This is a genomic window from Nocardioides sp. OK12 (genome assembly GCF_024341885.1).
Classification (GTDB): domain Bacteria; phylum Actinomycetota; class Actinomycetes; order Propionibacteriales; family Nocardioidaceae; genus Nocardioides; species Nocardioides marinisabuli.
In genome coordinates this window covers 742,323-759,688 of record NZ_BNET01000001.1, presented here as the reverse complement: position 1 = coordinate 759,688, position 17,366 = coordinate 742,323, and the positions used below count along the sequence as shown (strand labels likewise).

Here is a 17,366-nt window from a genome sequence, read left to right as displayed (position 1 = left end):
CCGGGCCGTGCACACCGAGCCGGCCCGTTCGAACCGGCCGGCTCGGCGAGCGGACCACGACCCGGGCGGCTCAGGACCTCCGTCCCTCCGCGCGCAGACCTCGGGCCCTGCCGGCGCCCGTCGCCGGCGCGGCACCCTGGGTGGATGAACTCGCCCTCGGGCTCCCCCACGAGCTCCCCGGTCCGGCCGGACGCCACGACCGGCGCCGGCGTCGTGGTGGCCGTCGGCGGCTCCGACCCCGGCTCCGCCGCCCGGTGGGGCGCCCGGGAGGCCGCTCGCACCGGCGCCACCGTGCGGCTGCTGCACGTGGCGCCGCACGACCCGGCCCTCGCGCAGGGCCGCGAGGCGCTGCGCCTCGCGGCGGCCGCCTGCCGCGACGAGGTCGGTGACCGGGTGGGCATCGAGGAGCAGCAGGTCGTGGGCGACCCCGGCGCGGCCCTGCCCGAGGCGTGCCACGACGCCCGCCTCGTGGTGACCGGGCGGCGCAGCAGCACCTCGTGGCACTCCACCAGCTCGGTCTCGGCGCAGCTGGCCGGGCGCCTCGACCTCCCGGTCTGCGTGGTGCCCCCGTCGTGGACCTCGTCGAGCCACGGCGTGGTGGACGTGGGCCTGACCCCGGACGGGCACGACCACCGGGCCCTCACCGAGGCGGTACGCCGGGCCCGCCTGCAGCGCGCCGCGCTGCGGGTGCTGGTGTGCCGGCCCGGGTCGCTGGCCCCCGACCCCACGGAGAGCGACGACGTCCTGCGGCGCCGGGCGCTGGCAGCGCTCGACCAGGCCGGCGGGGACGCCTGCGACGTCGAGGTCGACGTGACCTCCGGCCACCCCGCCTCGCAGCTGCTCGAGGCGGCGGCCACGGCCGACCTGCTCGTGCTGGGCCGGCGCCGGCGGCACGGCGAGCACGCGACCTACCTGGGTCCCGTGGCGCGGGCGGTGCTGCCGTGGGCGGCCTGCCCCGTGCTGCTCGCCCGCCCCGGACCGATCGACGAAGGAGCCGACCATGCACGTCGCTGAGCTCATGACCATCCCACCCGTGACCACCCGGGGCGACGTGGCCGTCACCGAGGCCCTGCGGGTGCTCGTAGAGCACGGCATCACCGCGCTGCCGGTCGTCGACGACGCCGGCCGGCTCGAGGGCCTGCTCAGCGAGGCCGACGTGATCCGCGGGCGGGTGCCGCACACCGACCGGCCCACGGGCGCCGGCGGGGCGCCCGCCCTGGTCGCCGACGTCATGGAGCCGCTGCGGGCCAGCGTCGGGCCCGAGACCGACCTGGCCACGGCCGTGGACCTGCTGACCTCGGTGTCCGTGCCGATCCTGCCGGTCGTGGACCCCGACGGCCTGCTCGTCGGGGTGGTGAGCCGCAGCGACGTCGTACGCAGCCTGTCGACGGCGCAACCGACGGCGCAGTCGACGGAGCATGCCGGGCTCGCCCCTCACGAGCGGCGCCTGCTCGAGACGGCCTGCCGCGCCCCGAGCGTGCACAACACCCAGCCGTGGCTCTGGCGCGTCGACGGCCCCTTCGTCGAGCTGTACGCCGACCCCTCGCGGCTGCTGCCCGCCTCCGACCCCGACGGGCGCAACATGCTGATCAGCTGCGGCGCCGCCCTGCACCACCTGCAGGTGGCGGCCCGGGGGCAGGGACGCACCTGCACCGTGACCCGCCTGCCCGAGGGCCCGCGCTCGACGCTGCTGGCCCGGGTCGTCCTGGGTGCCGCCGACCCGGAGGGTCAGGGCCGGAGCGAGGAGGCCCACCGCCGGGACCTGGAGGACAGCGCCCGCGACCTGGAGGCGGTCGCGGCCCGCGTCACCGACCGCCGCCGCTTCACCTCGTGGCCGGTGCCCGAGCAGCGCCTGGACCACCTGGCGTCACTCGCCTCCCGCCAGGGCTGCACCGTCGCCGCCGTCACCGACCCCCACCAGCGGCACCGGCTGGAGGAGCTGGTCGAGGAGGCGCGGGCGGGCCTGGCCGGCGACCCCGCCCGGTGGGGGGAGCAGCGCGCCTGGACCGGTCGCGGCGGTGCCGACGGGGTGCCCGAGGAGGCGCTCGAGGGCCCCGCGACGCGCTTCGACGACGAGCCGGTGCTCGACCCGGGCGGCATCGAGCGGGCCGACGGGGTCCTGGTGCTGGCCACCCCCGCCGACGAGCCGCTCGACCACCTGGTCACGGGCGAGGCCCTGAGCAGGCTGTGGTTGAGCGCCACCAGCGAGCTGCTGTCGCTGGTCCCCCTCAGCCACGTCGTGGAGGCCCCGCAGACCCGGCACGCGCTCCGGCACGAGGTGCTGGCCACCTCCCTGCACCCCCAGCTGCTGGTCCGGGTCGGGTGGCAGGAGACCTCCCGCGACCCGCTTCCGCCCAGCCCCCGGCGCGCGCTCGGCGACGTGCTGCTGCGCTGAGGCGGGCCGGCCTGCCGGGCGTCCTCAGTCCAGGGCGGAGAAGGCCTCGAAGACCATGAACGCCGGCCACACGAGGCCCTCCAGCACGGCCAGGACGTGCCACCAGAACCCGTCGCGCGCGTCCTGCCAGAAGTAGACCCAGGCACCGAGGACGCCCAGCCCGTAGAGGGCCCCGCCGCCGCCCGCCGCGCCGCCCCGGTCCTCAGCCATGCCGGGCCGCGGTCCGCTCAAGGCGCAGGCGACGGCCGCTGACCACAGCGGGCTCCAGCCGCACCACGTCGTACTTGAGGGTCGGGACCCAGGACCACAGCCCCAGCTCGTCGGCGCGGTGCGCCTCGTCCTCCGGCACCCGCTGCAGACGGCCGTGCACCACCACCGACCGGGCGACCCGGTCCTCGACACGGTCGACCTCGAAGGCCACCTCGGAGTGCAGGGCGGCCGCGAGCAGCTTGCCGCCCGCGGCGGTGCGGAAGAGGAGCACGCCGTCGTCGACGACGTGGTTGACCGGCACCAGGTGCACCTCGTCGACCAGGCGGTAGGCCAGCCGGCCGAACCGCTCGTCGGCGACCAGGTCCCAGCACTCCTGCTCCGTCAGCTCGGTGACGGGCTCGTCTGCGTCCTCCCAGGCACCCGTGGTGTCCGTCATCGGGCTCTCCCGTCGCTCGCGTGCCCCCTCGGGCCGTCCTCCCAGGTGTAGCGCCGGGTCGACGCGACCCACCAGGGGCGCACGTCCCGTCGGGTCCGGGCCAAGGTCCCGCCCGCTCCCCCGCCCGGGCGTGGGCCAGGGGGCCGCCGGCTGGTGGGATGGCCACATGGTCACCCGACACGAGTTCGCCTTCGCCCCGACGTACCGGCTGCCCGCGCTGGCCCTCGGGATCACCCCGCGCACCGCGTGGGTCGAGCTCGACGACCCGGAGGCCGCGGCACCGGAGCTGCGGGTGCGCTTCGGGCTGTGGCGGCTGCGCACCCCGGTCGCCAACATCACCGGCGTGCAGCGCAGCGGTGGCTTCGCCTACCTCAAGACCGTCGGTCCCCCGCACCTGTCGTTCAGCGACAAGGGCGTCACCTTCGCCACCAACGGCGAGGCCGCCGTGTGCCTCGAGCTCGACACCCCGGTCAGGGGCATCGACCCGACCGGCCGGATCGTGCACCCCGGGGTGACGCTCACCGTCGCCGACCCCGACCGGCTCGCCCAGGAGCTCACCGCCCACCCGGCACGATGAACCCATGAGCTGGGCCAGGTGCGCGCGGGGCCACCACCACTGGGGCCCGCGCGGCGCGGCCGGCCTGCTGGTCGCGGCCGACGGCGCGGTGCTCCTGCAGCTGCGCGCCCGGTGGGCCCACCAGGGCGGCACCTGGTCGATCCCCGGCGGCGCCCGTGAGCGGGGCGAGTCGGCCGAGACGGCGGCGCTGCGCGAGGCCGAGGAGGAGCTCGGCATCGACCCCGCCGTCGTCAGGGTCACCGGGTCGTACGTCGCCACCTGCGGCGGGTGGAGCTACGAGACGCTGCTGGCCCGTGCCCCGCGCGACCTCGCCGTGCGCGACCGGGCGGAGTCCGACGGGCACCGGTGGGTGCCGGTCGACGAGGTCGACGACCTGCCGCTGCACGCCGGCTTCCGCGCCGCCTGGGCCGACCCCGGGCGCGCGCTGCGCGACTTCGCGGCGTCATCGCGGAGTCTGTGACACTTACCGTGACGACGCCCTACGAACCAGCGACGCGGTCTTCGAGTCGACGTTCGAATTCTGCCGCAGCCACGGCTTGTTGCCTGGCCCAAGCCCGACGGTCTGCCTCATGGTCAGCCCCGCAGACCGCGTTGCCCGTTGGGGTCAGCATGTCCGATCTCGGCACTTCATCATCGCGGACCATCCCCGCCTTGGCCGGGTCGAAGCCCGCGGGGAAGAGCGTGCGTCGATCGTGCGCCGCATTCCGCAGATCCGCGTGTTGCAAGTCTGCGTCGCGAAGATCAGCCGAGCGAAGATCAGCCCCGCGCAGGTTGGCATTGCGAAAAGAAGCGCCAACAGCTGAGACTCCGAAGAGCTCGGCATCGACAAGGTCGACTTCCTGCATACGGGCATGGTCAAGGGTGGCTCGGTGCAAGTGCGCTCCTCGAAGGACCGCCCCACGCAAGAAGGCGTTGGTCAGATCGGCGTCATTGAGCTCGCCTTTCGTGAAATCGCATTGTTCGAGATTGGACCGGAACAGGCAACATCGACGGGAACGAGACCCCGAGAGGTCACGTCCCCGCAGAGAGAACCAAGACAGGTCTAGGTCCGACAGATCAACCCGCGACAGATCACGCTCTAGCCCGAGGATCAGCAGCATCGTCGAGCGTTCGCTCTGTCGCCGTAGTTCCGATGCCGAATGCTCGTCTCGGCGCTGCTGAGCGAGTTGCATAACAATGAGGACGGCAGAAACGATAAGTCCGCCGAGCAGTGCGTTCCCAAGGTCCGTGGCCACGTTTTGCCCCGGCGTGGTTGCCAGGCGCTCGCCCAAGAACGGCACGTGGCCACTCGCCAAGATGATCATCCCAGCGAGAAGCGTTAACCAGAAGGTTGTGTGCGTCACCAGCCGCAAGACGTCTGCCGGTTGCGGGCCGCCGAAGCGTATTCGGTTACGCCAAGTAGTCGACACTTCCAGCAGGAACACTGCCGGACCAACCAACAGTAGGGCTTGCTCCTCGTGGGCTAACCGGGTTATTCCGACGACGAGAAGGACGATGCCAACGACCCACACGACTGCCGAGCTGACAGCCTCAGGTTGACGGGCCTTGAGCGTCTGCCAGTAGCTGACGGTCGAATGTGCTCGCTTGATCCGTGCACTCATAGATGTCTCGCTTAGTGTCGAGGCGCCGCCGCGGACGCTCCTGAAGAAGCGTCAGAATCTCAGAGCCACGTTTGACCCGGAGGGGTCTTCTTAGAATTGCCTGTCGATCTGGGCTCCCAGTCCCAGTCTCAGGCTCATACAGCGCCCGCGAGCGCGGTCTGCGCCGCGACGAGACGCTGCTGGCCTGCGCAATGCGACCTCGCCGTGCGCGACCTGGCGGAGTCCGACGGGCACCGGTGGGTGCCGGTCGACGAGGTCGACGACCTGCCGCTGCACGCCGGCTTCCGCGCCGCCTGGGCCGACCCCGGGCGCGCGCTGCGCGACTTCGCGGACCACCCGGGCTGAAGGGGGTCGTGGTCCGGGTCGTGGGCGGAGTCGTGGTCCGGGTCGTGTGCCCACGGACGCGCCATACCGCGTCCACAGGCCACGACCCAACCCACGACCCGGGCCACGACCCGGACCACGACCGGGCAGGCGGCGCTCAGGCCTCCGCGACCAGCTCGAACGCCACCTTCCGGGCCTGTACGTCGGCCACGACCAGCCGCACGCGCACGTCGGTGCCCAGGGGCAGCTCGGCACCGTCGCTGGTGAGCCGGCCCTCGACGGCGGGCGACTGCACGACCACGGAGCCGCGGGTCGGCTCCTTCTCGTCAACGTCGACGACGACCCCGGCGAACTCCTCACCGACGCGGTCCTCGAGGACACCGGCCTCGACCAGGTCGAGCACCCCGCGCTCGTACGCACCCGCGCGCCGCGCGGACTCGCGCAGGGTCTCGGGCAGCCCGGGCAGCGCCTCGAGCACCCAGCCGGGGACCTCGGTGCCGGCGCACAGGGCCAGGCAGATCTCGCCGGCGTAGCGGTCGCCGAGGCGGCGCAGGGGCGCGGTGACGTGGGCGTACTCGGCGGCCAGGGCCGCGTGCAGCGGCTGCTCGGGCAGCTCGCCGTCGAAGCCGACGTACCCGCTGCCGCGCAGCAGTCGGGTGCTGGCGTCGACCATCGCGGCGTGGGCGGGCACGCGCGGGTCGAGGGTGCGGATGAAGTCGGGGTAGAGCATCTCGGCGGGCCACTCGATGCCCAGCGCGCGGGCGGTGCGGTGCAGCCGCTGCACGTCGCGCGGGTCGGCGGGCGGCAGCGTGCGCAGCAGCCCGACGCGGGCGTAGACCATCAGGTCGGCGGCGCCGTAGCCGGTGAGCAGCGAGATCTGGGCGTTCCAGTCCTCCATCGGCAGGCGCTCGCGGAAGGTCAGGCGCCAGTGCTCGCCCTCGACGTCGACCTCCTGCTCGGGCAGCGGCAGCGACACCCCGCCGCGGGCGGCCTCGCGGAGCAGGCGCAGCGGCCCCACCTCGGCCAGCAGCCGGAGGGTCTCGGGCGCGGACCCGTCGTCGAGGGCGGCCTGCGCCTGCTCGTAGGTCAGCTGGGCGGTGGAGCGCACCAGCGCCCGCTCGACGGTGACGTCGGTGCCCTCCCCCTCGGCGTCGAGCCGGATGGTCCACAGCAGGGCGGGCCGGACCTGCCCGGCCAGCAGCGAGGCGGCGTCCTCGCTGAGCACCGGCGGGTGCAGCGGCACCTTCGAGTCCGGGGCGTAGAGCGTCTCGCCGCGCCGGTTGGCCTCGAGGTCGACCGGGTCGCCGGCGGTGACGAAGGCGGCCACGTCGGCGATGGCGTAGTGCACGACGTACCCGTCGCCGTCGCGCTCGATGTGCATCGCCTGGTCGAGGTCGCGCGCGCCCTCGGGGTCGATGGTCAGCATCGGCAGGTCGGTGCGGTCGAGGTCGGGCAGGCGGGGCGCCGCGGCCGCGCGCGCCGCGGCCTCCTCGACCTCGGGCGGGAAGTCGGGGGTGACCCCCAGCTCCTCGCGCAGTCGCTCGACACCGTCGCGCAGGCGGTGCGCGGCGACGCCGTCGTCGTGGGAACGGACCCGGAGCACGCGGTTGCTGGGCATGCAGGCACCATAACGACCACCATGCTGATCCTGCTGCCCCCCAGCGAGGGCAAGACCGCTCCCCGCCGCGGCAAGCCGCTCGACCTGGCCACCTTGTCGTTCCCCACGCTCACCCCGACCCGCGAGCGGGTGCTCGACGCCCTGGTCGACCTGTGCTCCGGCGACCCGCAGGAGGCCGCGCGGGTCCTCGACGTCGGCAGCACCCAGCTCGACCTGGTCGACCTCGACCGGGGGCTGCGCACCAACCCCACGGCCCGCGCCGACGCGGTGTACGCCGGCGTGGTCTACGACGCGCTCGACGTGACGACCCTCAGCCCCGCCGCACGGCGCCGTGCCACCGCCCGCCTGGCGGTGACCTCCAGCGTCTTCGGCCTGGTGCGCCCCGGCGACCGCATCCCCGCCTACCGGCTCTCCGGCGGCACCACCCTGCCCGGCCTGGGCCCGGTCGCGGGCGCCTGGCGCGAGGTGCTCGGCGAGGCCGTCACCGACGCGCTGGGGGGCGGCCTCCTGGTCGACCTGCGCTCCAGCACGTACGCCGCCTTCTGGCGGCCCACGCCCGACCTGGCCGCGCGCGTGGCCACGGTGCGGGTGCTGCACGAGGTCGGCGGCACCCGCAAGGTCGTCAGCCACTTCAACAAGGCCACCAAGGGCCGGTTGGTGCGTGCGCTGCTCGAGGACGGCGGCCACCCGCGCACCCCCGCCCGGCTGGCCGAGGCGCTGCGCGACCTGGGCTGGCACACCGAGGTCGGCGAGCCCGGCCCGCGGGGCACCCAGCTCGACGTGGTCGTCAGCGACCTGTAGCCACGCCGCCCAGCAGGTCGAGCACCGGGTCGACCACCCCGTCGAGCACGTCGGTGATGCCGTCGGTCGCCGGCACCACGACGTCCATCACCGGGTTGGTCGTGCCACCTGTCACGTCGTCGGCCAGGCCGGCCACACCCGACACGACCGGGTCGAGCAGGCTCGAGACGGTGCCGGGCCGGGTCGGCGGCGGCGACGGCGGCCCCGGGTCGACCGGCGGCTCGGTGGGCGGGTCGACCGGCGGGTCGGGCGTCCCGGGCCCCTCGGCGCCCGGGTCGGTCGACGGGCCGGACGAGGGCACCGAGGGCGTCAGCAGCGTGCCCGGCACCACCGCGGCCGGCTGCGGCTGCGGCGCGTCGGCGGCCTCCGCGGGCGCGGGCTCCGCCTCGGGGCCGTCCGTCGGCTCGTCGGGCTCGGAGCCCGACCCGGGCACCAGCAGGTCGGGCAGCTGGGCGAGCACGTCGTCACGCAGCCCGGCCCCGATGTCGGTGCTGAGCAGGCCACCCCCGGCGAGCGCGAGGAACGCCAGCCCGGCGACCCGCAGGCCCCACGTCGTACGCCGGTCGCGACGCACCGCGGCGCCCTCGACGCCGGGCGCGGGGCCGGGCACCACCGGGGGCCCGAGGCCCGCGGTCATCTCGGCGCCGACCGCGGAGGGCAGCACCCGCTGGGGCTGCTCCCCGGTGGGGCGCTCACGGACCGCCGACCAGCCCCAGGGCGGCGTGCTGCCGTCCCCGTCGGGGGTGGTGTCGTCGGTCACGGCGTCCATCATGCCGTACCCCGAGTACGTGTGCGCGGAACCCGCTCAGCGGACCGGGTGGCCGCCCTGCGCCAGCGCGTCCTTGACCTGGCCCACGGTCAGGGTGCCGAAGTGGAAGACCGAGGCGGCCAGCACGGCGTCGGCGCCGGCGTCGACCGCGGGCGCGAAGTGCTCGGGCGCCCCGGCCCCGCCCGAGGCGATCACCGGGATGGTGACCTCGCGGCGCACCGCCTCGATCAGCTCGAGGTCGAAGCCGTCGCGGGTGCCGTCGGCGTCCATGGCGTTGAGCAGGATCTCCCCCGCCCCCAGACCGGCCGCCCGGTGGGACCACTCGACGGCGTCGAGACCGGAGGAGGTGCGGCCACCGTGGGTGGTGACCTCGAAGCCGGAGTCGGTGCCGGCGGCGCGCCGGGCGTCGACCGAGAGCACCAGCACCTGGTTGCCGAAGCGGTCGGCGATCTCGGCGACCAGCTCGGGGCGGCGGATCGCGGCGGTGTTGACCGCGATCTTGTCGGCGCCCGCGCGCAGCAGCCGGTCGACGTCGGCGACCGAACGGACGCCACCGCCCACGGTGAGCGGGATGAAGACCTGCTCGGCGGTCGCCGAGACGATCTCCATCGTGGTCGCGCGGCCCTCGTGGGAGGCGGAGATGTCGAGGAAGGTCAGCTCGTCGGCGCCCTCGGCGTCGTAGAGCTTGGCCAGCTCGACGGGGTCGCCGGCGTCGCGCAGGCCCTCGAAGTTCACGCCCTTGACCACCCGGCCGCCGTCGACGTCGAGGCAGGGGATGACGCGGACCGCGAGGCTCACGAGGCGCCCTTGGTGAGGGCCAGCGCGTCTTCGAGGGTGAAGCGGCCCTCGTAGAGCGCGGTGCCGGCGATCGCGCCCTCGACGCCCTCGGGGACCAGCGCCATCAGCGCCTCGATGTCGGCGAGCTCGGTGACCCCGCCCGAGGCGATGACCGGGCGGTCGGTGACCGCGCAGACGTCGCGCAGCAGCTGCAGGTTGGGGCCCTGGAGCATCCCGTCCTTGTTGACGTCGGTGACCACGTAGCGCGCGCAGCCCTCGCCGTCCAGGCGGGCCAGGACGTCGTAGAGGTCGCCGCCGTCGCGGGTCCAGCCGCGGGCCGCGAGGGTGCGCCCGCGCACGTCGAGACCGATCGCGATCCGGTCGCCGTGCTCGGCGATCACCTTCGCGCACCACTCCGGCTGCTCCAGCGCGGCGGTGCCGATGTTGACGCGGCGGCAGCCGGTGGCCAGCGCGGCGGCCAGCGACTCGTCGTCGCGGATGCCGCCCGACATCTCGACGTCGATGTCGAGGGCGCCGACGATCTCGGCCTGCAGCTCGCGGTTGGTGCCGCGACCGAAGGCCGCGTCGAGGTCGACCAGGTGCAGCCACTCGGCCCCCGCGTCCTGCCAGCGGCGCGCGGCGGCGACCGGGTCGCCGTACACGCGCTCGGAGCCGGCGACGCCCTGGGCGAGCTGGACGGCGCGCCCCTCGGTGATGTCGACGGCGGGGAGGAGCTGCAGGTAGTCGCTCATGGGACCTTCCGGTGGTGGGGCCGCCTCAGCGGCGGAACAGCAGGGTGTGCAGGACGGGGGCGGCCAGGGCGGAGACGACGAGCGAGAGGGCGGGCCAGGCCCAGCCGTCGGTGAGCAGCGCGACCAGGACGTTGAGGACCACGAGCAGCACCACGGTGGTGGTGCGCTGGCGGCGCTCGCGCTCGGCGATGACGCCCGAGGGACGACCGGTGCGCGAGGAGCGCTCGGGCAGCCAGGAGGCCAGCGCCCGGCGGCGCGCCGCCCGCCGCTCGCGGCGCTCGGCCTCGGCCGCGCGCGCCGCGGTCAGCACCGCCTGCTCGCGCAGCCGCTCCTCGCGCCGGCGCGCCCGCTCCTTGCTCATCCTCGCTCGTCTCCGGTCGGTGGGCTCAGCGCCGCAGCGTGGCGACCCAGTTGCGCAGCAGCGCCGCGCCGGCGTCGCCCGACTTCTCGGGGTGGAACTGGGTGGCCCACAGCGGACCGTTCTCGACCGCGGCCACGAACCGGTCGCCGCCGGCGTCCGCGGGGCCGGTCTCGGCCCAGGTGACCAGGGGCGCACGGGTGCGGTCGTTGGTGACCAGGCTCCAGTCGCGCACGCCGTAGGAGTGCACGAAGTAGAACCGCTCCCCCTCCACGCCCGCGAACATCGCAGAGCCCTCGGGCGCCTCGACGGTGTTCCAGCCCATGTGCGGCACCACCGGCGCCTGCAGCCGCTCGACCAGCCCGGGCCACTCGTCGCAGCCCTCGGTCTCGACGCCGTGCTCGATGCCGCGCTCGAAGAGCACCTGCATGCCCACGCAGATTCCCAGCACCGGACGGCCACCGGCCAGCCGGCGACCGATGATCCGCTCGCCCTTGACCTCGCGCAGGCCGGCCATGCAGGCGGCGTACGCCCCCACCCCGGGCACCAGCAGGCCGTCGGCGGCCAGGCAGGTGTCGAAGTCGGAGGTCAGCTCGACCTCGGCGCCGGCGCGCTCGACGGCGCGCACCACCGAGCGCAGGTTGCCCGAGCCGTAGTCGAGGACCGCCACCGTCGGGCGATCGCTCACAGCGCGCCCTTCGTCGAGGGGATGCCGCTCTCGCGCGGGTCGATCGCGACCGCGTCGCGGAAGGCCCGGGCGAACGCCTTGAACTGCGTCTCCACGATGTGGTGCGGCTCGCGGCCGGCCAGCACCCGCACGTGCAGCGCGAGGTGGGCGTGGAAGGCGATCGTCTCGAAGACGTGGCGGGTCAGCGACCCGAGGTAGCCCACCCCGCTGCCGCCGAGCGAGACGTACTGCTGGCCCTCCGGCTCGCCGGTGTGCACGCAGTAGGGCCGGCCCGACACGTCGACGACGGCCTGGACCAGCGCCTCGTCGAGCGGCACGGTCGCGTCACCGAAGCGGCGTACGCCGACCTTGTCGCCCAGCGCCTCGCGCAGCGCCTGGCCCAGCGCGATCGCGGCGTCCTCGACGGTGTGGTGGGCGTCGATGTGCACGTCGCCGTCGACCTGCACGGTCAGGTCGACCAGCGCGTGGCGCGCGAAGGCGGTGAGCATGTGGTCGTAGAAGCCGACGCCGGTGGAGATGTCGTGGCGGCCCGACCCGTCGAGGTCGACCTCGACGAGCACCTTGGACTCGCTGGTCCGGCGCTCGATGCGTGCGGTGCGGCTCATCGCGTGCTCACTTCCTCGTTGCGGGTCCCCGGGGCCGGCTCGTGGGCCAGCACGTCGTCCAGGGCGGTGTCGAAGGCCATCATCTCCTCCGGGGTGCCGACGGAGACGCGCAGCCACCCCTCCGGGCCGGTCTCGCGCACCAGCACGCCCCGGTCGAGCAGCCGCTGCCAGGTGTCGTGCCGGTCGGCGAAGGTGCCGAACAGCACGAAGTTGGCGTCGCTGTCGGCGACCGTGAGGCCCTTGGCGCGCAGCGACTCGACGGTGCGGTCGCGCTCGACGCGCAGGTCATCGACCTTGCCGAGCAGCTCGGGGGCGTGGCGCAGCGCGGCCAGCGCGACCGCCTGCGTCACCGCGGAGAGGTGGTAGGGCAGGCGCACCACCCGGATCGCGTCGCAGATCGCCGGGTCGGCGGCCAGGTAGCCCAGCCGGGCCCCGGCCAGCGCGAACGCCTTGCTCATCGTGCGGGTCACCACGAGGTTGCGGTGCTCGGGCAGCAGCTCGAGCGCGCTCGGGGTGCCGGCGCGCCGGAACTCGCCGTACGCCTCGTCGATGACCACCAGCCCGCACGGCTCGTAGGAGGCCGCGGCCTCGCAGAGCACGCCCACCGCCTCGGGCGCCAGGGCGGTGCCGGTGGGGTTGTTGGGGCTGGGCAGCAGGATGACGCTCGGTCGCTGCTCGAGCACCAGCGCGCGGGCCGCGTCGAGGTCGAGGGTGAAGTCGTCCTCGCGGCGCCCCTGCACCCACTCGGTCGAGGTGTCGCGGGCGTACTCGGGGTACATCGAGTACGTCGGCGCGAAGCTCAGCGCGCGCCGCCCCGGGCCCCCGAAGGCCTGCAGCAGCTGCAGCATCACCTCGTTGGAGCCGTTGGCCGCCCACACCTGCGCCGGGTCGATCGCGAACCCGCGGGTCGGCTCGGTGTCGCGCGTGAGGTACGCCGCCAGGGCCGCGCGCAGCTCGACGTGCTCGCGGTCGGGGTAGCGGTTCAGCGTCGTCGCGGCGCGGCGCACCGACTCGGCGACGTCGTCGGCGCAGGCCGGCGACGGGCCGTAGGGGTTCTCGTTGGTGTTGAGCTGCACCGGGGCGCGCTCGAGGGAGACCTGGGGCGCGCCGTACGGCGCCAGCCCCTGCAGCTCCTCGCGGAGCGGGGGGAAGACCATGTCGCCGCCCTACCGCTCGAAGCGCACGCGCACGGCGGCGCCGTGACCGGGCAGGTCCTCGGCCTCGGCGAGCGTGACCACGTGGTCGGCCACGTCGGCCAGGCCCTCGCGCGAGTAGTCCACGACGTGCACCGACTTGGTGAACGCGCGCACCGACAGGCCCGAGGAGTGGCAGGCGCAGCCGCCGCTGGGCAGCACGTGGTTGGAGCCGGCGCAGTAGTCGCCCAGGCTCACCGGGGCGTGCGGACCCACGAAGATCGCGCCCGCGTTGCGCACCCGGGCGGCGTCGCCCGCGGCGTCGGCGGTGTGGATCTCGAGGTGCTCGGCGGCGTAGGCGTTGACCACCTCGAGCCCCTGCTCGAGGTCGTCGACCAGCACGGTGCCCGACTGGCGGCCGGTGAGGCTGGTGCGGATGCGCTCGACGTGCTTGGTCACCGAGACCTGCTTGTCGAGCTCGGCGTCGACCTCGTCGGCCAGGCTCTCCGACGTGGTCACCAGCACGCTGGCGGCCAGCGGGTCGTGCTCGGCCTGGCTGATCAGGTCGGCCGCGACGTACGCCGCCTCCGCGGTCTCGTCGGCCAGGATCGCGATCTCGGTGGGGCCGGCCTCGGAGTCGATGCCCACGACGCCCTTGAGCAGCCGCTTGGCGGTGACGACGTAGATGTTGCCCGGGCCGGTCACCATGTCGACGCGCTCGCAGGGGCCGACCCCGTAGGCGAACATCGCGATCGCCTGGGCGCCGCCGACGGCGTACACCTCCTCGACGCCGAGCATCGCGCAGGCCGCGAGGATCGTGGGGTGCACCTCGCCGCCGAAGTCCTTCTGCGGCGGGGAGGCCAGCGCCAGCGAGCGCACGCCGGCGGTCTGGGCGGGCACCACGTTCATCAGCACGCTGGAGACCAGCGGCGCGAGGCCGCCGGGCACGTAGAGCCCGACCCGGTCGATCGGCACCTTGCGGTGCGTCACGCGGGCGCCGGGGCCCAGGTCGGTCACCGCGTCGCGCTCGAGCTCGTTCTCGCAGGTGCGGCGCAGGCGCTCGATCGACTCCTCGAGCCCGGCACGGATGGCCGGGTCGAGCTCCTCGAGGGCGCGGCGCATCGCCTCGGGGGCCACGCGCACGTCCTCGCGCTCCACGCCGTCGAACTTCGCCGACATCTCCTGGATCGCCTCCAGGCCGCGGGTGCGCACCGCCTCGGTGATCGCATGCACCGCCGGGACCGCCGCCTCGATGTCGAAGTCGGCGCGGGGCAGGGCCGTGCGGTAGTCGAACGGCTCGGTGGCCGAGCGGCCGGTGGCGGCGCTGCGCAGGTCGATGCGGCGGATCATGCCCTCGAGTCTACGAGCGCCGGGCCCGCGCACCCAGCCGGCAGCGGGTGGTGGACAGCACACGCCTCGCCGCCCCACCGCTAGGTTGGGGGTGTGAGCGACACGTTGCCGATGTTCCCGCTGGGCTCGGTGCTGTTCCCGGGCGTCAGCGTGCCGCTCACCGTCTTCGAGGACCGCTACCGCGCGCTGGTGCACCACCTGCTGCGCGTGGAGGACCCCACCCAGCGGCTCTTCGGCACCGTCGGCATCCGCGAGGGCTACGAGGTGGGCGACCACGGGGCCCAGTCGCTCTACCGGATCGGGGTCAAGGTGCTGCTCACCGAGGTGGAGCCGCACGACGACGGCACCTTCTCCTGCGTCGCCGTCGGCCTCGAGCGCATCGCCCTGGAGCGCCTCGACACCACCGGCCTCTTCCCCGTCGGCCACGTCGAGGACCGGCCCGAGCCCGAGGGGGTCGTCGAGGACCACGTCGTCGAGCGCGCCCGCGGCGTCTTCACCGCCTACCGTGCCGCGCTGGCCGAGCTGCGCGCCGACCCCTACTCCGGCGCGCTGCCCCGCGACCCGACGTACCTGTCGTGGACGCTGGCGGCCTGCGCGCCGCTGCCGATGCCCGAGCGGCAGGCGCTGCTCGAGGCCGACGACACCACCGAGCGGCTGCTGCTGGTCACCGACCTGCTGCAGACCGAGCTGCGGGCGATGAACGTCATCCCCTCGCTGCCGGCGACCGACGTGGCGCGCACGCGCTGGTCGCCCAACTAGGCCGGCTCGTGGCGCGCCGCTCCCGCGACCGCTCCCCCGCCACCCAGGCGACCCTCGCCCTGGGCCGGGCCGGCGTCGCCTTCACCCCGCACCCCTACGAGCACGACCCGCGCGCGGCGTCGTACGGGCTGGAGGCGGCGCAGGTGCTGGGCATCGACCCCGCACGGGTGCTGAAGACCCTGGTGGCCGAGGTCGACGGGCGCCTGGCGGTCGCGGTCGTGCCGGTGGCCGGCCAGCTCGACCTCAAGGCGCTGGCGCGGGCGCTGGGGGCCAGCCGGGCCGCGATGGCGGACCCCGCCGCCGCCGAGCGGGCCACCGGCTACGTCGTCGGCGGCATCTCCCCCCTCGGCCAGAAGCGGCCGCACCCCACCGTCGTCGACGTCTCGGCGCTGGAGCACCCCACCGTGCTGGTCTCCGGCGGCCGGCGCGGCTTCGACGTCGAGCTGGCCCCCACCGACCTCGTCTCGGTCACCGGCGCCACCACCGCCCCCATCGCCCGCTGACCAGGCCCATATCTCGCGCCGACCCGGCGCATATGTCGCGCCGACCCGGCGCATACCCGCACCCCTCGCCGGGTACGTCGGTCCTGGCCGGGTCAGCGCGAGATTCGCGACGGGTCAGCGCGAGATTTGCGACGGGTCGGCGCGAGATTCGCGACGGGTCAGCGGAGGGTCAGGCGCAGCACGGCGCGGGCGACGTCGTCGTCGACCCGGGCGCTGGCGCCCACGGCGCCCAGCTGCTGCAGGTCGGCGAGGACGTCGTCGTCGCCCGTGCCGCTGGCAGCCACCTCGTCGCCGACCAGGTCGGCCACCACGCCGAGGTCGAGGAAGAACACCGACTGGGCGCCGTCGACGTCGGGGACGACCGCGCTGAAGAGGTCGGTGTCGCCGAGCGTGCCGCCCGCCTCCACCGCGTCGAGCCACGCACCGGTCGGGCCCACCAGCACCCGGTCGCCGGCCTGGCGCGCCTCGAGCGAGGCGGCCAGCGGGCCGGCCTCGGCGAGCGCCTGCTCGGCGTCGCCCAGCTCGCCACCGGTGACCAGCGCGACGGGGACCCGGCTCAGGTCACCGGCGAAGAACGCCCCGAGCAGGGCGTCGGGGTCGAGGTCGGGGCCCACGGCCAGGGCCGCGACGTCGCCGAGCAGCGCCTCGACGTCGAAGGGCAGCGACGCGGTCTCCTCCTCGAGCCCCTCGGTCCAGCCCTCGACGAGCCCGGCCGCAGCGGCCAGGGCGGTGTCGTCGGGCAGACCGCTCACCAGCTCGCCCGCTCCCCCACCCAGCACGTCGGTCTGGTCACCGGCCGCGCCCGCGGCCTCCACCTCGACGCTGCCCTCGCCGAAGCGCAGCACCGCCGCCATGCCCTCGAAGTCCTCGACGGCGTCGTCGAGCTCGACCAGCTCGTCGGCGCCGGGGAGCTCACCACCGAAGAACTCGCTGCCCAGGTCGGCCAGCACGCCCAGCGCCTCGGGCGCGGCGTACGCCGTCAGCACGCCCTCGTCGCCGGCCTCGCCGGTCCAGCGCTGGAAGTCGTCGTCGTCGGCCAGGGACCCCTCGGCCGCGGCGTCGACGACGCCCTCGGCGATCTCGGGCGTCTCGGCGACCACCATCCAGTCGCCCTCCACGACCCAGCCGGCGAGGCTCTCGGCGTCACCGCCGTCGCAGGAGAGCAGCGCCCGCAGGCCCGCGTCGGCGGCCTCGGCGTCGGTGACTTCGACGGCGAAGACCATCGAGGGCAGCGCCTCGCCCGCCGGCACCGCCGCGACCCCGAACCGCTCGCCCAGCCACGGCTCGACGTCGCCGGCGTAGTCGATGTCGCAGGGCGCGTCGGCCAGCACCGCCTCGGCGATGCTGCGCTTGACGTCGATCTCGTCGACCGGGCCCTCCAGGTCGAGCTCCTCGGCGAGGGTCGGGAGCTCCTGGAGGGTCTCGAGCGCGGCCAGCTTCTGCTGGCCGCTGGGGTCGAGGGTCAGCCCGACGTAGCCGACCGAGTCGGCCGGGAACGCCTCGGCCGCCTGGGCGCCGTCCGCGAGGTACCAGTAGGCGCCGAAGGCTGCTCCGCCGACGAGCCCGAGGCCCAGCACACCGAGCCCGGCCACCACGCCGGCGCGACGCCGCCCGGCGCGCGCCTCGGGGGTGATCGGTCCGCCTCCGCCCGACTCGAGGAGCTCGGGCTGCGGGGCGTCGTCGGGGCGCTGCTGGGGGGTCTGGTCCACG

At 74.9% G+C, this 17,366-nt stretch carries 21 protein-coding genes; 8 read left to right on the top strand and 13 right to left on the bottom strand.

The genetic code is table 11. The features are described 5' to 3' along the window. Nucleotides 1–144 precede the first annotated feature (144 nt). Complete coding sequence (locus tag OCU29_RS03735) at nucleotides 145–1,014, top strand: universal stress protein (protein WP_261818827.1); 870 nt, start codon at nucleotides 145–147, stop codon at nucleotides 1,012–1,014. Further along, a complete protein-coding gene (locus OCU29_RS03730) occupies nucleotides 1,001–2,395 on the top strand; it encodes a CBS domain-containing protein (RefSeq protein ID WP_261818826.1) in 1,395 nt (464 codons plus the stop codon). Before OCU29_RS03735 ends, OCU29_RS03730 begins: the two co-directional genes overlap by 14 nt. Nucleotides 2,396–2,419: 24 nt before the next feature. Here OCU29_RS03730 and OCU29_RS03725 read toward each other — a convergent pair whose 3' ends face one another. Further along, nucleotides 2,420–2,605, bottom strand: a complete 186-nt coding sequence (locus OCU29_RS03725; protein WP_261818825.1) for a hypothetical protein — start codon at nucleotides 2,603–2,605, stop codon at nucleotides 2,420–2,422. Further along, nucleotides 2,598–3,041 (bottom strand): pyridoxamine 5'-phosphate oxidase family protein, encoded by a 444-nt coding sequence (locus OCU29_RS03720; protein ID WP_261818824.1) that lies wholly within the window; start codon nucleotides 3,039–3,041, stop codon nucleotides 2,598–2,600. Before OCU29_RS03720 ends, OCU29_RS03725 begins: the two co-directional genes overlap by 8 nt. Nucleotides 3,042–3,207: 166 nt before the next feature. On the opposite strand from OCU29_RS03720, the gene OCU29_RS03715 reads away from it, so the two are divergent. Both OCU29_RS03715 and OCU29_RS03710 read left to right on the top strand, forming a co-directional pair. Beyond that, nucleotides 3,208–3,618 (top strand): hypothetical protein, encoded by a 411-nt coding sequence (locus OCU29_RS03715; protein WP_261818823.1) that lies wholly within the window; start codon nucleotides 3,208–3,210, stop codon nucleotides 3,616–3,618. Nucleotides 3,619–3,622: 4 nt separating this feature from the next. Beyond that, a complete protein-coding gene (locus tag OCU29_RS03710; protein ID WP_261818822.1) occupies nucleotides 3,623–4,078 on the top strand; it encodes an NUDIX domain-containing protein in 456 nt (151 codons plus the stop codon). Between the two features lie 19 nt (nucleotides 4,079–4,097). On the opposite strand, the gene OCU29_RS03705 is transcribed toward OCU29_RS03710, so the two are convergent. Further along, nucleotides 4,098–5,219 carry a pentapeptide repeat-containing protein gene (locus tag OCU29_RS03705; protein ID WP_261818821.1) on the bottom strand — a complete coding sequence of 374 codons (1,122 nt, stop codon included), beginning with the start codon at nucleotides 5,217–5,219 and terminating at the stop codon, nucleotides 4,098–4,100. A gap of 204 nt (nucleotides 5,220–5,423) precedes the next feature. Between OCU29_RS03705 and OCU29_RS03700 the strand changes: the two genes are divergently transcribed. Then, complete coding sequence (locus OCU29_RS03700; protein WP_261818820.1) at nucleotides 5,424–5,564, top strand: hypothetical protein; 141 nt, start codon at nucleotides 5,424–5,426, stop codon at nucleotides 5,562–5,564. A 136-nt stretch (nucleotides 5,565–5,700) separates the two neighbouring features. Here the strand turns inward: OCU29_RS03700 and OCU29_RS03695 are convergent, their stop codons facing one another. Continuing rightward, nucleotides 5,701–7,161 carry an RNB domain-containing ribonuclease gene (locus tag OCU29_RS03695; RefSeq protein ID WP_179616141.1) on the bottom strand — a complete coding sequence of 487 codons (1,461 nt, stop codon included), beginning with the start codon at nucleotides 7,159–7,161 and terminating at the stop codon, nucleotides 5,701–5,703. Between the two features lie 21 nt (nucleotides 7,162–7,182). Here OCU29_RS03695 and yaaA point away from each other — a divergent pair, with 21 nt between their 5' ends. After that, the gene (gene yaaA / locus OCU29_RS03690) at nucleotides 7,183–7,962 is read left to right on the top strand and encodes a peroxide stress protein YaaA (RefSeq protein WP_261818819.1); all 780 of its coding nucleotides are present in this window, start codon (nucleotides 7,183–7,185) and stop codon (nucleotides 7,960–7,962) included. Here yaaA and OCU29_RS03685 read toward each other — a convergent pair. The 8 genes from OCU29_RS03685 to hisD are packed head-to-tail and all read right to left on the bottom strand — an operon-like array spanning nucleotide 7,949 to nucleotide 14,394. Then, the gene (locus tag OCU29_RS03685; protein ID WP_261818818.1) at nucleotides 7,949–8,722 is read right to left on the bottom strand and encodes a hypothetical protein; all 774 of its coding nucleotides are present in this window, start codon (nucleotides 8,720–8,722) and stop codon (nucleotides 7,949–7,951) included. The genes yaaA and OCU29_RS03685 overlap by 14 nt on opposite strands. Before the next feature lie 45 nt (nucleotides 8,723–8,767). Beyond that, nucleotides 8,768–9,529 carry an imidazole glycerol phosphate synthase subunit HisF gene (hisF, locus tag OCU29_RS03680; RefSeq protein WP_179616138.1) on the bottom strand — a complete coding sequence of 254 codons (762 nt, stop codon included), beginning with the start codon at nucleotides 9,527–9,529 and terminating at the stop codon, nucleotides 8,768–8,770. Continuing rightward, complete coding sequence (gene priA / locus OCU29_RS03675) at nucleotides 9,526–10,260, bottom strand: bifunctional 1-(5-phosphoribosyl)-5-((5-phosphoribosylamino)methylideneamino)imidazole-4-carboxamide isomerase/phosphoribosylanthranilate isomerase PriA (RefSeq protein WP_261818817.1); 735 nt, start codon at nucleotides 10,258–10,260, stop codon at nucleotides 9,526–9,528. The genes hisF and priA overlap by 4 nt, the downstream gene beginning before the upstream one ends. Nucleotides 10,261–10,285: 25 nt before the next feature. Next, nucleotides 10,286–10,621, bottom strand: a complete 336-nt coding sequence (locus OCU29_RS03670) for a hypothetical protein (protein WP_261818816.1) — start codon at nucleotides 10,619–10,621, stop codon at nucleotides 10,286–10,288. Between the two features lie 25 nt (nucleotides 10,622–10,646). Further along, nucleotides 10,647–11,306 carry an imidazole glycerol phosphate synthase subunit HisH gene (gene hisH, locus OCU29_RS03665; RefSeq protein ID WP_179616135.1) on the bottom strand — a complete coding sequence of 220 codons (660 nt, stop codon included), beginning with the start codon at nucleotides 11,304–11,306 and terminating at the stop codon, nucleotides 10,647–10,649. Beyond that, the gene (gene hisB / locus OCU29_RS03660) at nucleotides 11,303–11,911 is read right to left on the bottom strand and encodes an imidazoleglycerol-phosphate dehydratase HisB (protein ID WP_179616134.1); all 609 of its coding nucleotides are present in this window, start codon (nucleotides 11,909–11,911) and stop codon (nucleotides 11,303–11,305) included. The genes hisH and hisB overlap by 4 nt, the downstream gene beginning before the upstream one ends. Continuing rightward, nucleotides 11,908–13,068, bottom strand: coding sequence for a histidinol-phosphate transaminase (locus tag OCU29_RS03655; protein ID WP_261818815.1), 1,161 nt, complete (start codon nucleotides 13,066–13,068; stop codon nucleotides 11,908–11,910). Before OCU29_RS03655 ends, hisB begins: the two co-directional genes overlap by 4 nt. A gap of 9 nt (nucleotides 13,069–13,077) precedes the next feature. Continuing rightward, entirely contained in the window at nucleotides 13,078–14,394 is a 1,317-nt protein-coding gene (gene hisD, locus OCU29_RS03650; RefSeq protein WP_179616132.1) for a histidinol dehydrogenase, read from the bottom strand. A 93-nt stretch (nucleotides 14,395–14,487) separates the two neighbouring features. Between hisD and OCU29_RS03645 the strand changes: the two genes are divergently transcribed. Both OCU29_RS03645 and ybaK read left to right on the top strand, forming a co-directional pair. Beyond that, entirely contained in the window at nucleotides 14,488–15,153 is a 666-nt protein-coding gene (locus tag OCU29_RS03645) for an LON peptidase substrate-binding domain-containing protein (RefSeq protein WP_261818814.1), read from the top strand. Nucleotides 15,154–15,161: 8 nt separating this feature from the next. Continuing rightward, nucleotides 15,162–15,656 (top strand): Cys-tRNA(Pro) deacylase, encoded by a 495-nt coding sequence (gene ybaK, locus OCU29_RS03640; RefSeq protein ID WP_261818813.1) that lies wholly within the window; start codon nucleotides 15,162–15,164, stop codon nucleotides 15,654–15,656. 158 nt (nucleotides 15,657–15,814) lie between these two features. Here ybaK and OCU29_RS03635 read toward each other — a convergent pair whose 3' ends face one another. Beyond that, a complete protein-coding gene (locus tag OCU29_RS03635; RefSeq protein ID WP_261818812.1) occupies nucleotides 15,815–17,365 on the bottom strand; it encodes a DUF3352 domain-containing protein in 1,551 nt (516 codons plus the stop codon). Nucleotide 17,366: the final 1 nt, after the last annotated feature.

Excerpts from the sequence above, each read along its gene's own strand:
- OCU29_RS03735 (WP_261818827.1), top strand. The coding sequence starts at position 145 with ATGAACTCGCCCTCGGGCTCCCCCACGAGCTCCCCGGTCCGGCCGGAC.
- OCU29_RS03730 (WP_261818826.1), top strand. The coding sequence starts at position 1,001 with ATGCACGTCGCTGAGCTCATGACCATCCCACCCGTGACCACCCGGGGC.
- OCU29_RS03725 (WP_261818825.1), bottom strand. The coding sequence starts at position 2,605 with ATGGCTGAGGACCGGGGCGGCGCGGCGGGCGGCGGCGGGGCCCTCTAC.
- OCU29_RS03720 (WP_261818824.1), bottom strand. The coding sequence starts at position 3,041 with ATGACGGACACCACGGGTGCCTGGGAGGACGCAGACGAGCCCGTCACC.
- OCU29_RS03715 (WP_261818823.1), top strand. The coding sequence starts at position 3,208 with ATGGTCACCCGACACGAGTTCGCCTTCGCCCCGACGTACCGGCTGCCC.
- OCU29_RS03710 (WP_261818822.1), top strand. The coding sequence starts at position 3,623 with ATGAGCTGGGCCAGGTGCGCGCGGGGCCACCACCACTGGGGCCCGCGC.
- OCU29_RS03705 (WP_261818821.1), bottom strand. The coding sequence starts at position 5,219 with ATGAGTGCACGGATCAAGCGAGCACATTCGACCGTCAGCTACTGGCAG.
- OCU29_RS03695 (WP_179616141.1), bottom strand. The coding sequence starts at position 7,161 with ATGCCCAGCAACCGCGTGCTCCGGGTCCGTTCCCACGACGACGGCGTC.
- yaaA (WP_261818819.1), top strand. The coding sequence starts at position 7,183 with ATGCTGATCCTGCTGCCCCCCAGCGAGGGCAAGACCGCTCCCCGCCGC.
- priA (WP_261818817.1), bottom strand. The coding sequence starts at position 10,260 with ATGAGCGACTACCTGCAGCTCCTCCCCGCCGTCGACATCACCGAGGGG.
- OCU29_RS03670 (WP_261818816.1), bottom strand. The coding sequence starts at position 10,621 with ATGAGCAAGGAGCGGGCGCGCCGGCGCGAGGAGCGGCTGCGCGAGCAG.
- hisB (WP_179616134.1), bottom strand. The coding sequence starts at position 11,911 with ATGAGCCGCACCGCACGCATCGAGCGCCGGACCAGCGAGTCCAAGGTG.
- OCU29_RS03655 (WP_261818815.1), bottom strand. The coding sequence starts at position 13,068 with ATGGTCTTCCCCCCGCTCCGCGAGGAGCTGCAGGGGCTGGCGCCGTAC.
- hisD (WP_179616132.1), bottom strand. The coding sequence starts at position 14,394 with ATGATCCGCCGCATCGACCTGCGCAGCGCCGCCACCGGCCGCTCGGCC.